Origin of the sequence: Janthinobacterium sp. P210005, from assembly GCF_036231865.1 — a bacterium.
Lineage (GTDB): Bacteria > Pseudomonadota > Gammaproteobacteria > Burkholderiales > Burkholderiaceae_D > Janthinobacterium > Janthinobacterium kumbetense.
In genome coordinates this window covers 33344-47534 of the sequence record NZ_JAZARC010000005.1, presented here as the reverse complement: position 1 = coordinate 47534, position 14191 = coordinate 33344, and the positions used below count along the sequence as shown (strand labels likewise).

The following is a 14191-nucleotide window of genomic DNA, read 5'->3' as shown; positions in this document are numbered from 1 at the left end:
GCGTGTTTGAAAAAATTATTTGATAGCTTCTGGCGAATATCGTCGCCACTTACCATGAAAGCAGCAATGATCAATCGATATGACGAGTTGCAAAACCTGTTCAGACGCGCCAGCTGTGGCATCGCCCTGCTGGCCGGACTGAGCGCTTGCGGCGGCGGTTCCAGCGGTGGCACGGCCATGCCCGTAGCACCTGTCGAAACGCCACGATACCTGCTGGGAGGCACGGTCAGCGGCTTGCTGCCAGGCGCCAGCGTCGTGCTGGCAAACGGCGCGGATAAAGTAACCGTTACGGCCAACGGTGCGTTCAGTTTTGCCGGCAAGCTGGCGGCGGGCGCCAGTTATGAAGGCAAGGTCGACAGCGCCTCCGAGGGGCTGGGCTGCAGCATCGCGCAAGGCGCGGCGACCATGGGCAACGCGGATGTCAATACCCTGGCCGTGCGTTGCCTGCCGGTCTTGCTGGCAGGGGTGCAGGAGAAAATCCAAAAGATGGCAGGGATGGTCCGCGATGCCGCTGGTAACTACTATATCGCCGATGCGGGCAATCAGGTCATCCATAAAATGGGAATTGACGGCAGCTTGAGCGTGTATGCGGGCGTAATGGGCAAGCGCGGCGTGGATGACGGCCCGGTGTCGAGCGCCACGTTTTCCTTCATCGAGGGTTCCCGTCTGGCAATTGATCGCCAGGCGAATCTCTATGTGAGTGACTACTGTCACGCCGTGCTGCGCAAGATCACGCCGGCCGGTGTGGTTAGTACGGTTGCTGGCCAGCGGCGCAGCAGTTGTGAGGTTGATGATCTTGAGCCGGCGTCTGCGTATGTAGATGGGCAGAAAGAGCAAGCCCGCTTTGGCTTGCCTGGCAGTCTGGCCATCGATGTGAATGGCGATGTGCTGCTGGTCGATATGCATAAAAACGCCATACGCCGCGTCGCTGCGAACGGCATGGTCAGCACCCTGGCGTGGACATTTTCTCCCATGCCTGAAGTCAGCAGCGACTTTCAACGAGTGGGCCGACTTGCGCTTGATTCCGCTGGCAGCGTTTATTTTGCGGATGCCACGGGTTCTTATCTATTCCGCATCCAGAATGGCATGGCGGTCAAGGTGGCGGGGAACCGCTCGCAGAATTCTTCTGTCGACGGTATCGGTGGCGCTGCCAGCTTTTTCCGCATTCGCGGCATGCAGTTCAACCGCGATGGCGAGTTATTGCTGGCCGACGGCGGCAGCATCCGGAAAGTGCAGGCAGACGGCAAGGTGACGACCTTGCTCGGTGCTGCCATGCCTGATGCGAACGGTCAGGCAGCAGGCTTCAAACAGCTCACTGAAATGGTGCTGGAGCCTTCCGGTGCCATGGTCGTATATGACCTGGGCCGGCATATGCTGCGCAGGCTGGATCAGGATGGAAAGCTGTCGACCCTGCCGGCCTTGCCGGGACATATCGGCCTCGTCGATGGTAGTGGCGCTGCCGCCCGCTTGACGTTGGGCTACGCGAGAGCCGTCGTGGCCGATAGCGCGGGGAATGTCTACCTGGCCGATGATGTCAACAAGGTCATCCGTCGCGTGACGGCCGATGGTCTGGTCAGTATCTTTGCGGGTATTGCGGGAAAAGACGGCGGGGTCGATGGCGGGCGTGGCACCGCGACCCTGGAGGGGCCGGTGGCCATGGCGTTCGACAAGGAAGGCAACCTGTATTTTGCTGACCAGTTCCATGAGCAGCCTCGGCTCGTGTTGCGCAAGATTAACAAGCAGGGCGAGGTATCCAGCATTGATTATTTACCAACTTCGCATGGCACGCGCTTCGCGCTGGCGATCGACCAGCAAAACAATATTTATTGGGTGCACAATGCAGGCCATGGTATCTACCGGCGCCCTTCGGGCGGCGAGTTTGCCCTGTTTATGCCATACGATAATGCCATGAAGGCACTGAATGGAAAGACAGGCACGCGCGACTATATTTCAGCCGCCAGTCTGGCCGTTGACCGCCGCGGAGCGCTCTACTTTGAAGATGTCCAGCATCATGTGATCTTCAAGGTGGCACAGAATGGGGATGTCAGCCATTTTGCCGGCACTTCCTTGCGGAGCGATGGAAAGGATGGTCCGCCGGGAACCGGAAGTCTGATGGCTAGTGACTATTTTCCATTGGCAATAGATGCCAACGACAATCTGTACACGGGGAGCCAGGACGCGCTACGCAGAATTGACACCGCCGGTGTAATTTCCACGCCGCAACTAGGCTGGGGTTCTCCTGTACTGAGCACCTTCACCATTGGCAATGGCGTGCTGTATGGTTTTACCGCGCAGGCCGTGATCCAGGCGCCCTTGCCCTAGGGACGCAATTGCGCGGCTGCTGCATCCCTCAGCCGCGCCTGCAATTCCAGTGCATTGAACAGGGCGGCCCCGGATGTCGTGTTGTCGAAGATGCACCAGTTGTCCGCCTGCATTTGTGCGTGCAATTCAGCGGTTAGCGCCACCAGGCAATCGGCCGGGTAGTCGGAATAGTATATTTTCGGGCTGCCGTGCAGGCGCAGGTAGGCCACTTCCGTCGTCGGCACGTGCGGCCCCGGCTGGCCGGCGGGTGGATCGGCGCGCACGCGCGTGATGCGCTGCACGGTCAACAGTTCGGTGGCCTCGGCCGCGAACCAGCCTGGGTGGCGCGCCTCGCAAGCGAGCATGCCGCCGAAGCGCTGGCGCAGCGCCTGAAAAAACTGCGCGGCCACGTCCGCCTCGAAATGCAGGCTGGGCGGCAGCTGCACCAGCACGCAGCCCAATTTATTTCCCAGTTGCGTGACTTCTCCCGCAAAGCGATCCAGTTCGGCCGCACAGTTGCGCAAGCGCCGTTCGTGCGTGATGCTGCGCGGCAATTTCACGCTGAAGCGGAAGTGCTCGGGTGTGCTGGCGGCCCAACGCGCGTAAGTGGCGCTCTGGTGCGAGCGGTAGAAAGAGCTGTTGATTTCCGCGCAGTCCAGCACCTGGGCATAGCGCTGCAGGTGGCTGCCATCGAGGGGGAAGCGGCTGGCGGCGGCGCTGGACAGGCTCCAGCCGGCCGTGCCGACGTAATGAGTATGCATGCTGCGATTACAGCAAGGCCAGGCGGGTTCGGCTATCGGACAAACGCCCGTGCCGCAGTCGGCGCCAGCCTAGTCGATGATATCGCCGTTCAAGTCATGGCGCGTGATGTTGCCGCGCGCATCGATGGCGATCCAGCCGCCGCGCGGCTGTTGTGGCGGCGTCACGTCGCATTCCCAGTCGGGCAAGACATAGCGCAAGGTTTCGTCAACTTTATGCAGGGCGGGGCGGTGCGTATGGCCGTGGATCATGACGGTGCTCGCGTGTTCGGCAAATACTTGTGCTACGGCATCGGGCGTGACATCCATGATGTCCATGGTTTTTTCGCCATTGTGCTCGCGGCTGCTTTTGCGCAAGCCGTCGATGATCGCCTTGCGCTGCGCCAGCGGCATGGACAGGAACTGTTTTTGCCAGGCAGGCTGGCGCACCATGGCGCGAAACTCCATGTATTGGACGTCTTTCGTGCATTCGGCGTCGCCATGCAGCAAGACGATGCGCCGGCCGGCAAGCGTGGCCACGTGCGGTTCGCTGAGCAGGGTGGCGCCGGCGGCGGCGGCAAAGCCGGAGCCGACAAGAAAGTCGCGGTTGCCGGCGATCCAGTAGACGTGCACGCCCGCATCGCTGACGGCGCGGATGGCGGCCGTCATGCGCGCATTGAACGGGTCTTCCAGGTCATCGTCGCCAGCCCAGTATTCGAACAGGTCGCCTAATAGATACAGCGCTTGCGCATATTGCGCATGGTGTTCCAGGAAAGAAAGAAACGCCGCGCTGGTGCGCGGGTGCGAGCTCTGCAGATGCAGGTCGGAAATAAAGAGTGCGGCAGGCATTGTCATCGTTCAACGCTCCCAAAAAGTGATGTACATGGAGAGGCGCAAACGCTGCAATGCCTGTTAGTCATGGTGCAGTGGCCGAATTAAACTGCTTCGACTTTTTCGATGATGACATCGGTGACTGGCACATCGGCGAACATGCCGGCGCGCGAGGTTTTCACGGCGCGGATGGCGTCGACGACTTCCTTGCCGTCGGTGACTTTACCGAACACGGCGTAGCCCCAGCCGTCCTGGCCTGGGTAGTCGAGGAAGCTGTTGTTCTTGATGTTGATGAAGAACTGGGCCGATGCCGAGTGCGGATCCGACGTGCGGGCCATGGCCAGCGTGTAGGTATCGTTTTTCAGGCCGTTCTTGGCTTCGTTTTCCACGGTGGTGTCGGCTGGCTTTTGTTTCATGCCTGGCTCGAAACCGCCGCCCTGGATCATGAAGCCGTCGATGACGCGGTGGAAAATCGTGTTGTCGTAGTGGCCGGCTTGCATGTAGGCCAGGAAGTTGGCAACCGTTTTCGGCGCTTTCTCGGCGTCCAGTTCAGCGGTGATCTTGCCCAGATTGGTGGTGATGATGACGGAGGTCATGATAATCCTTAATAAATTGGATGAATAATTGATTCAGCGGCGCCAGGCAGGCGGGCACCGCAAAAACGCTATTTTACAGTTTTGCGGGCGCTGTCTTGAGTAAAGTCGCCGATTCGATCACCACGGGGGTGACGGGCACGTTCTGGTGCGGGCCCTTGTCCGCCACGGGCACGGCCTTGATCTTGTCGACCACGTCCATGCCGCTGACGACTTTGCCGAACACCGTGTAGCCGAAACCGTCGCGGCCAGGGTAGTCGAGCGGGCCGTTGTCGTTGACGTTGATAAAGAATTGCGCGGTGGCCGAATGCGGGTCGCCCGTGCGCGCCATGGCGATGCTGTAGGTCACGTTCTGCAAGCCGTTTTGCGCTTCGTTCTTGATCGGCGCTTTCGTCGGTTTCTGCTTCATGTTCTTGTCGAAGCCGCCGCCCTGTATCATGAAGCCATCGATGACGCGGTGAAATACGGTGCCCTTGTAGTAACCGCTGTTGACGTACTGCAGGAAATTGGCCACGCTTTTCGGTGCTTTTTCCTGGTCCAGTTCCAGCACGATCTCGCCCATGCTGGTTTTCAGGGCCACGTGCGGCGTTGGGTCGACGGCGGTCGCCGGAGCGGCTGCCACGACGGCGCTGCCCAGGGTCAGGCCGGCAAACAGGGTGCAAAAGCGGGCCAGGAAAGACAGGCGTTTCGATTTGATTTCTTGCATGAAGGCGTCCTTGATCGTTATTTTTCTTTAAACTTGCTTTAATTGTAAAGAAGTGAAAATTCGGTTGAACATCGTAAAAACCTGATTCATATCGGGCCAGTATGGTTTTTATCAATGTTATACTTGACCGCTAACGCCCTAATTCTAACAAACAAGAACAACAATATAGCGGGTCGTACAGTCTTCGGCGCACACGGCAGTTCTGTGGCGCGGCACCCCCGGTGTCCGCGCCTGTCTGTCGTTTTGCCAGGCTGGCGACCGCTCCACTTGCAAAGCACGATGAGCAATCTAAAGATTTACAACACCCTGGCTCGCGAGAAGCAGGTATTCGTCCCGATGGAAGCGGGCAAGGTTCGCATGTACGTATGCGGCATGACCATCTACGATTATTGCCATATCGGCCATGCGCGCATGATGATGGCGTTCGACGTCATTTACCGCTGGCTGAAGGCGTCCGGCTTCGACGTCACCTATGTGCGCAACATTACGGACATCGACGACAAGATCATCCGCCGCGCCGTGGAAAACGGCGAGACGATTTCCCAGCTGACGACGCGTTTCACCCGCTACATGGATGAAGACACGGCCGCGCTGGGCATTTTGACGCCCGACCACACGCCGCGCGCCACGGAATACGTGCCGCAGATGCTGCGCCTGATCGAACAGCTGGAAGCCAAAGATTTGGCTTACCAGGGCGCGGATGGCGACGTGAACTATGCCGTGCGCAACTTCCCCCACTACGGCAAGCTGTCGGGCAAGTCGCTCGACGACCTGCGCGCGGGCGAGCGTGTCGACGTCAACACGGGCAAGCGCGATCCGCTCGACTTCGTGCTGTGGAAGTCGTCGAAAGAGTCGGAGCCGGAAGAAGTCAAATGGGATTCGAAGTGGGGCAAGGGCCGCCCGGGCTGGCATATCGAGTGCTCGGCCATGTCGTGCGCCTTGCTCGGTGAACAATTCGACATCCATGGCGGCGGCGCGGACTTGCAATTCCCGCACCACGAAAACGAGATCGCCCAATCCGAAGGCGCGTTCGGCCATACCAGCGTCAATTACTGGATACATAACGGTTTCGTGCGCCTGGACAATGAAAAAATGTCCAAATCGCTGGGCAACTTCTTCACCATCCGCGAAGTGCTGCAAAAGTTCGATGCCGAAGTGATCCGCTTCTTCATCCTGCGCGCGCACTACCGCAGCCCCCTGAATTACTCGGACGTGCACCTCGACGACGCGCGCCTGTCCCTGACCCGTTTGTACACGGCGCTGGCCGACGTGGCGGTGGAAGAGGGCGCCATCGACTGGAGCGAAGCCCATGCCGTGCGCGTGCGCGAAGCGATGGATGACGATTTCAACACGCCGCTGGCCGTGGCCGCCCTGTTCGACCTGGCAACGGAAGTCAACAAGAGCAAGTCGCCCGCCCTGGCCCGTCAATTGAAGGGGCTGGCTGGCGTGTTCGGCTTGCTCGAGCGCACGCCGCAGCAATTCCTGCAAGCCACCGTCGGCGCCGCTGACGGCGACCAGGATGAGGCGGCCGGCATCGAAGCGGCCATCGCGGCGCGCAGCGCGGCGAAAAAGGCGCGCGACTTTGCCCAGTCCGACAAGATCCGCGCCGAATTGTTGGCTGCGGGCATCATTCTTGAAGACAAGCCTGACGGCTCGACCAACTGGCGCCGCGCATGATGCCAACGTCCAGGGAAAACGGGGAAGCCCCGGTGGCGGCGCAGGTGATCCAGGTGCCGCATTACTGGGAAGAGGCGAAGATCGAGCTGATGAAGCGCGACCGCATCATGAAAAAGCTCATCCCGCAATTTGGCGACCTGCACCTGGTCGGCCATAGCGACCCGTTTACCACCCTGGCCCGTTCGCTGGTGGGACAGCAGATCACGCCCAAGGCGGCGGATGCTGCCTGGAAAAAGCTGCTGCTGGCTTGCCCGAAATGCACGCCTTCGCAAGTGTTGAAGGCAGGCGCCGAGCAGTTGTCCGCCTGCGGTTTGTCCAAACGCAAGACCGAATACATCCTCGACCTGGCTGACCATTTCAAGGCCAAGCGCGTGCACGCGAGCCAGTGGGACCAGATGGATGACGAAGCCGTCATCGCCGAACTGGTGCAGATCCGCGGCATTGGCCGCTGGACAGCCGAGATGTTTCTGATATTTAATCTGCTCCGGCCGAATGTCTTGCCGCTCGACGACCCCGGTTTGATCCAGGGCATCAGCGTCAATTATTTCTCCGGCGAACCAGTTTCCCGCAGCGATGCGCGCGAAGTTTCCGCCAATTGGGAACCGTGGCGCACCGTGGCGACGTGGTATTTGTGGCGCAGTCTCGACCCTGCAGCCGCCCCTGCCGCATCCGATACAGCCCCCGGCGCACCAGCCGGTACGGTAAAATAAACATAGATGACGCCGCGCGCCCTGGCGCCGTGGCCGGTAAAACCTGGAGGTACAATGACTAAAACGACTTTCCTCAATTTTGAACAGCCGATCGCGGAACTCGATTCCAAGATCGAAGAGTTGCGCTTCGTGCAAGACGATTCGGCCGTCGACATCTCGGAAGAGATCGACCGCCTGGCCAAGAAGAGCCAGCAACTGACCAAGGATATCTACGCCAAGCTGACCCCTTGGCAAGTGGCGCAGATCGCGCGCCACCCGCAGCGCCCCTACACCATGGATTATGTGAATGAAATCTTTACCGATTTCCACGAATTGCATGGCGACCGCAGCTACGCGGACGACCTGTCCGTCGTCGGCGGCCTGGCCCGCTTCAACGGCCAGCCGTGCATGGTCATCGGCCATCAAAAGGGCCGCGACACGAAAGAGCGCGCCATGCGCAATTTCGGCATGCCGAAGCCGGAAGGCTACCGCAAGGCCATGCGCCTGATGAAAGTGGCTGAAAAGTTCAACTTGCCTATCTTTACCTTCGTCGACACGCCAGGCGCCTTCCCCGGCATCGACGCGGAAGAGCGCGGCCAGTCGGAAGCCATCGGCCACAACCTGTACGTGATGGCGGAACTCAAGGTGCCGCTGATCGCCACCATCATCGGTGAAGGCGGTTCCGGCGGCGCGCTGGCCATCGCCGTGGGCGATGCCGTGCTGATGCTGCAATACTCGACCTATGCCGTGATCTCGCCGGAAGGCTGCGCCTCGATCCTGTGGAAGAGCGCCGAGCGCGCCTCCGACGCGGCCGAAGCGCTGGGCCTGACGGCGCACCGCCTGAAAGCCATGGGTCTGATCGACAAGATCATCAACGAACCGCTGGGCGGCGCCCACCGCGATCCGAAACAGATGGCGACCTTGCTGAAACGCGCACTGGCCGACACCCTGCGCCAGTTCCACGGCATGAAAACCAAGGACTTGCTGGCCGCGCGCCATGAAAAACTGCTGAGCTACGGCAAGTTCAAGGAAACCACGCCGAGCGAGTAAGCCGTCGCAGGTCGGCGTAGGTCGGCTTAGCGCAGCGTAAGCCGACAAGACGTAAGCCGACAAGACAGTAAAACACCAGGGACAGTCCGCTAAACGACACCATCCGTTTAGCAGCCTGTCCCTCTTTGCATTCCCGGAGTCCACATTGAAAAAGCAACAAACCGCCACCGTCGCCGATATCTTTGCCAGCGCGCTGGAAACCTGCGGGCCGCAAGCCGGCGAGACGGTCGGCATCGCCCTGAGCGGCGGCCTCGATTCCTCGGCCCTGCTGCACCTGGCGCATGCCTGGGCGCAAGAGCACGGCGTGGCCCTGCACGCGTTCCACGTGCACCATGGCCTCAGCCCGAACGCGGATGCGTGGCTGGCGCACTGCGCGCAGTTGTGCGCCGGCATGGGCATCGCCTTCGAGGCACGCAAGGTCACGCTGGAAAAGAATGCGAAGACGGGCACGGAAGAAGCGGCTCGCAAGCGCCGTTACGCGGCCCTGGGCGAACTGTGCGCCGCGCACGGCGTGCGCCTGCTGCTGACGGCGCACCACCAGGATGACCAGGCTGAAACCGTGCTGCTGCAATTGCTGCGCGGCTCCGGCACGGCGGGCTTGTCCGGCATGGATGGCGCCAACAGCGCGCCCGAGCTGCTGGGCAACCCGGATCTGGTGATGGCGCGCCCGCTGTTGCCAGTGTCGCGCAGGCAACTGGAAGCGTATGTGGTGAAACATGCGATCGCGCACATCCACGACGAATCGAACGACGATCCCCGCTTCGCCCGCAATGCCTTGCGGCACCAGGTGATGCCTGTGCTGGCGCAGGCGTTTCCCGGTTTCCAGGAGCGCTTCGCCCGCAGCGCCCAGCACGCGCAATCGGCGCAGCGCCTGTTGACGGAACTGGCGACGCAGGATCTGGCCGCCTGTCTCGACGGCGACTGCATCGAACTGGCGAAATTGCGCGCGCTGAGCGCGGACCGCTGCTACAACCTGCTGCGCCACTGGTTCGGCACGCGCGGCTTGCGCATGCCGTCGACGGCGTGGCTGGCGGAAATGCTGGCGCAGCTGCTGGAGGCGCGGCCCGATGCGCAATTGCTGGTCACGCATCCCGAATGCCACGTGCGGCGCCACCGCGACCGTCTGTACCTGACGCCGAAGCTCGACGACCTGGCCGGCATGCGCGAGCGTGACGATGCGGGCATTCCCGGCCTGGAAAAAGCCGGCCAGGAGTTTGCATGGAAAGGCGAGGCCAGCCTGGCCTTTCCCGCGTATGGCGGCGTGCTGCATTTCGATGCGGTGGACGAGGGCGGGCAGGGTATCGATATTGCCTGGTTGCAATCTCAAACCTTGACGATCGATTTCCGCCAGGGCGGCGAGCGTTTGAAACTGGCCTTGAACCGTCCCACCAAGAGCTTGAAATACCATTACCAGGCGTTTGACGTGCCCGCCTGGGAGCGCGAACGCCTGCCCCTTGTCTGTGCGGCGCAACAATTGCTGTTCGCGGCTGGTATTGGCCTCGATTGCCATTGCCTGAGCCTGCTGGATCGTCCCCGCGTGGCCTTGCGCTGGGTCTCCTGCTGAGCGTAAGGGCAGCCGCCACGGCCACTCCCGGGGTGGCTGCCAAGCGGCTGCTCAAGCCAGCTGGACTGCATGGATTGGTTATTTCCATATACGCAATCGGTATGAGCTAATGCGCTTTTTAGCTTGTTATTTTGCATTGCGGCATGTAGAGTAAAGCCCTCCTTTTTTATTCTTCTTGAGCGGAAACTTCACTCTTATGGCTTTAATCGTCCACAAATATGGCGGTACGTCGATGGGCTCGACTGACCGTATCAAGAATGTCGCCAAGCGCGTTGCCAAGTGGCACGACGCCGGGCATCAAATCGTGGTGGTGCCATCCGCCATGTCGGGCGAAACCAACCGCCTGATTGGACTGGCCAAGGAAATCATGGATCAACCCGATCCCCGTGAACTTGACATGATCGCCTCGACAGGCGAACAAGTGTCCGTCGGCCTATTGTCGATGGCACTGCTGGCGATCGGCAAACAAGCCGTATCCTATGCTGGCTGGCAGGTCGCGATCAAGACCGATTCCGCCTTTACCAAGGCACGCATCCAGTCGATCGATGACGAAAAAGTCAAACGCGACCTCGATGCAGGCAAGATTGTCATCATTACCGGTTTCCAGGGCGTCGACGAACACGACAACATCGCGACCCTGGGCCGCGGCGGTTCGGACACCTCGGCCGTGGCGATCGCCGCCGCCATGCAGGCGGCCGAATGCCTGATCTTCACGGACGTCGACGGCGTCTACACGACCGACCCGCGCGTGGTCTCCGAGGCGCGCCGCCTGAAGACCATCACCTTTGAAGAAATGCTGGAACTGGCTTCGCTGGGTTCCAAAGTGCTGCAGACGCGCTCGGTGGAATTTGCCGGCAACTACCGCGTTCCCACGCGCGTGCTGTCGTCGCTGACCGACCCGATGTTGCCGCTGGAAATAGAAGCCAATTCAGGCACCCTGATTTCGTTTGAGGAAGATACAAACATGGAACAAGCAGTCATCTCCGGCATCGCCTTCAACCGCGATGAAGCCAAAATCACCGTGCTCGGCGTGCCCGACCGCCCAGGCGTGGCGTACCACATCCTGGGACCGGTGGCGGACGCGAACATCGAAGTCGACATGATCATACAGAATCAGTCGGTAGACGGTAAAACGGACTTCACCTTCACCGTCTCGCGCGGCGAATACACGCGCGCGCTGGCCGTGCTGGAAGCGAACCGCGAATCGCTGGGCGCGGCCAGCATCACGGGCGACGCGAAAGTGTCGAAACTGTCCGTCGTCGGCGTGGGCATGCGCAGCCATGTCGGCGTCGCATCGCAAATGTTCCGCACCTTGTCGGAAGAGGGCATCAACATCATGATGATCTCCACTTCCGAGATCAAGATCTCCGTGCTGATCGATGAAAAGTACATGGAACTGGCCGTGCGCGCGCTGCATAAAGCGTTCGAGCTGGAAAAAGCTTAAATATCCAAAAATATTGCCCCACGCCCTTGACCAAAGGGGGGGCAATCGATATTATGACGTTCGTCGCTGCAGCGCAGTTAGCTACAGAGACATAGTTGAGTAATCAGCTAGGAGACGTGGCCGAGTGGCCGAAGGCACATCCCTGCTAAGGATGCATACGGCTTATACCTGTATCGTGGGTTCGAATCCCACCGTCTCCGCCAGAATCAAATAAAAAAGCCTCCCCTGCGGGAGGCTTTTTTATTTGTCTGGACGGAACTGTGGGATTCGAAGGGCGGGGCCGTGCCGGCCCAGCCCCCTCCGAATCGCCCAACCACCGCGCTCCGCGCGGGCCGTTGGCCGCGCAGCGGCCAACGCCGTCCCCCCATCTCAGGCTCCAGCAGCCAGCTCGCCCGTCGGCCCCAGTTACCTCAGCAATAAATACAACAAGTGACTTAGTGTGAGTATTGACTCTTTGTCATTATGGATAATGGCAATGTTATTAATAAAAATACGCATGCCCAGCCATGCTTCCATTGTCCAGTCCAATCGAGGAGTTGTCATGTCCCACCGCCTTCCCCGCAGGTATGTGTCGCTGTGCCTGGCCGCCATGCCGTTCGCTTGCAGTGCCGCCTTCGCCGCGGAAAGCACGGTCAATCTGAATGTCGACCTGAACCTGCAGTCCGTGCCCAAACTCGAGCTGCGCCTGCTGCAGGAGCCGCCGAAGCTGAAGGCGCGCGCCAGGCCCGCCAACCGCGCGGCGAGCAAGCGCGACGAGTACGAGAAAGCGTACGACCTGTACATCCGCTATGCCAACGGCAGCATCTATAACCCGACCACGGCCAAGCATGACAAGGTGCGCCTGCGCTCCTACCAGCAGACGGACGGCCTGGCGCTCGATGGACGCGACGAGAATGCGGCCACCTTCATGGCGCCCACCGTGGTGATGGCGCCGGGGCAAACCGTGCGCTTCAAGCTGCATAACCAGTTGCCGGCGCTGCCGGACGAGCAGTGCGCGACGAGCGATATCAATGCAGCGCGTCCGCTTGGCTGCTTCAACGATACCAATCTGCACTCGCATGGTCTGTGGGTCTCGCCCTCGGGCAATAGCGACAACGTGTTGATATCGATCAAGCCTGGCGTGGATTTCGAGTACGAATACAATATTCCCATCGACCATCCGGCCGGCACGTTCTGGTATCACCCGCACCAGCATGGCGCGACGGCGATGCAGGTCGCCAGCGGCATGGCCGGCGCGCTGGTGGTCGAAGGCGACCGTTATCCGAGCGCCACGGCGAATGGCGACCTCGATGTGATACTGAAGCCATTCCAGCCCGACGATGGCAGCGGCAGCGCCGGCGAGGTGATGCTGCTGCAGCAAATTCCCTATGACTGCCCCAGCAACAGCCTGACGCCGACGACGCCGTGCGCCACGGACGGGGTAGGCGTGCTGGAGGATTTCGGTCAGGTCAACGATCCGAATGCCTGGCTGAAGTCGGGCCGCTATACCTCCGTCAACGGCAAGGTGCAGCCGGTGCTGAAGATGAAGACGCAGCGCCTGTACCGCTGGCGCATGATCGACACGGGTTTCCAGGCAACCGTGGTGCTGCGCATCCGCCGCGCGAACGATCCGCAAAAGCTGTTCAAGGCGCTGGGCGTGGCCAACCAGGACAAGGACGTGATGGAGCTATGCGATGGCGAGGACGTCACGCAGTTCGAGGTGGCCAGCGACGGCTTGACGCACGACAGGATCATCCCCAAGACCTTGAACTACCTGCAGCCGGGCTACCGCAGCGATATCCTGTTCTCGCTGCCGAAAGCCGGCGCCTATTGCGTATATGCGGAAACCAACGTCAATAACATGACGACGATGCATGACGTCAACAACACGCGCCTGATCGGCGTGATCGCCGCCAGGACCAACGCCAAGGCATCCGCACGCGTCAGGTCGGGCGAGTCGCCGCGCGATTTCCTGCTGGCCGAGTTGCGCAATGCCGTCCAGAGCCTGCCCGGCGCCCAGTTGCCCGATAGCGTCAAGAGCACGATCCTTGGCGACCTGGAGAATGGTCTCAAGCTCGGCAAGTTCGTCCCGCATGCGGGCTTCAGCGCGGCGGCAAAGGACGCGATGCGTGGCAAGAAGAAGGAGTATGTGACCTTCAATATCGCCAAGTTGGGCGGCAAGGCCCGCTTCATGGTGGAAGGCAAGCCGGAAGACTCGCCGATACCCGAGCTGAAGTATGTCTATGACCCGCACCGCGTCGACCACACGCTGGTGCTGGGCACCGAGCAGATCTGGGAGCTCGCTTCGAAGAATGGCAGCCACCCCTTCCATATCCACGTCAACCCCTTCCAGATCATCGGCATTACCCGCACCGACGGCGGCGCGGTCGATGCGCAATACAAGGACCTGATCGGCACGTGGAAAGACACCTTGCTGGTGATCGAAAAGCACAAGATCGAGATCGCCACGCGTTACCAGCGCTACATCGGCGAATACGTGTTGCATTGCCACATCCTCGAACATGAAGACCAGGGCATGATGCAAAACGTCAAGGTGGTACTGCCGGATGGCAAGGGCGGCGGCGACGCGGGCGGACACGGACACTGACCGTTCCTGGCG

General features: G+C 60.6%; 11 protein-coding genes and 1 tRNA gene. 8 read left to right on the top strand and 4 right to left on the bottom strand.

Translation table 11 applies throughout. From position 1 onward, the window contains the following. The first annotated feature begins 54 nt into the window (after positions 1-54). Positions 55-2322: a hypothetical protein gene (locus VPH40_RS19450; RefSeq protein ID WP_328574268.1), complete on the top strand. Its 2268-nt coding sequence runs from the start codon at positions 55-57 to the stop codon at positions 2320-2322. Here the strand turns inward: VPH40_RS19450 and VPH40_RS19445 are convergent. From VPH40_RS19445 to VPH40_RS19430, 4 genes are all read right to left on the bottom strand, one after another. Continuing rightward, positions 2319-3062: a DUF72 domain-containing protein gene (locus VPH40_RS19445; protein ID WP_328574267.1), complete on the bottom strand. Its 744-nt coding sequence runs from the start codon at positions 3060-3062 to the stop codon at positions 2319-2321. The two genes, VPH40_RS19450 and VPH40_RS19445, sit on opposite strands and share 4 nt — an antisense overlap. A gap of 69 nt (positions 3063-3131) precedes the next feature. Continuing rightward, positions 3132-3887, bottom strand: coding sequence for a UDP-2,3-diacylglucosamine diphosphatase (locus VPH40_RS19440; RefSeq protein ID WP_099664683.1), 756 nt, complete (start codon positions 3885-3887; stop codon positions 3132-3134). 86 nt (positions 3888-3973) lie between these two features. Further along, complete coding sequence (locus tag VPH40_RS19435) at positions 3974-4465, bottom strand: peptidylprolyl isomerase (RefSeq protein WP_070221314.1); 492 nt, start codon at positions 4463-4465, stop codon at positions 3974-3976. A 73-nt stretch (positions 4466-4538) separates the two neighbouring features. Continuing rightward, positions 4539-5168: a peptidylprolyl isomerase gene (locus VPH40_RS19430; protein ID WP_099664682.1), complete on the bottom strand. Its 630-nt coding sequence runs from the start codon at positions 5166-5168 to the stop codon at positions 4539-4541. 279 nt (positions 5169-5447) lie between these two features. On the opposite strand from VPH40_RS19430, the gene cysS reads away from it, so the two are divergent. From cysS to VPH40_RS19395, 7 genes are all read left to right on the top strand, one after another. Continuing rightward, positions 5448-6845 (top strand): cysteine--tRNA ligase, encoded by a 1398-nt coding sequence (cysS, locus tag VPH40_RS19425; RefSeq protein ID WP_328574266.1) that lies wholly within the window; start codon positions 5448-5450, stop codon positions 6843-6845. After that, on the top strand, positions 6842-7555 hold the full coding sequence (locus VPH40_RS19420; protein ID WP_369811602.1) for a DNA-3-methyladenine glycosylase family protein: 714 nt from the start codon (positions 6842-6844) through the stop codon (positions 7553-7555). The genes cysS and VPH40_RS19420 overlap by 4 nt, the downstream gene beginning before the upstream one ends. Before the next feature lie 54 nt (positions 7556-7609). After that, entirely contained in the window at positions 7610-8584 is a 975-nt protein-coding gene (locus tag VPH40_RS19415) for an acetyl-CoA carboxylase carboxyltransferase subunit alpha (protein WP_034756951.1), read from the top strand. A gap of 145 nt (positions 8585-8729) precedes the next feature. After that, positions 8730-10148 (top strand): tRNA lysidine(34) synthetase TilS, encoded by a 1419-nt coding sequence (gene tilS / locus VPH40_RS19410; protein WP_328574265.1) that lies wholly within the window; start codon positions 8730-8732, stop codon positions 10146-10148. Between the two features lie 196 nt (positions 10149-10344). Continuing rightward, positions 10345-11592 (top strand): aspartate kinase, encoded by a 1248-nt coding sequence (locus tag VPH40_RS19405; RefSeq protein WP_099664679.1) that lies wholly within the window; start codon positions 10345-10347, stop codon positions 11590-11592. 110 nt (positions 11593-11702) lie between these two features. Further along, positions 11703-11795 (top strand) — tRNA-Ser (locus tag VPH40_RS19400). Positions 11796-12133: 338 nt separating this feature from the next. After that, positions 12134-14179, top strand: coding sequence for a multicopper oxidase family protein (locus VPH40_RS19395; RefSeq protein ID WP_328574264.1), 2046 nt, complete (start codon positions 12134-12136; stop codon positions 14177-14179). Positions 14180-14191: the final 12 nt, after the last annotated feature.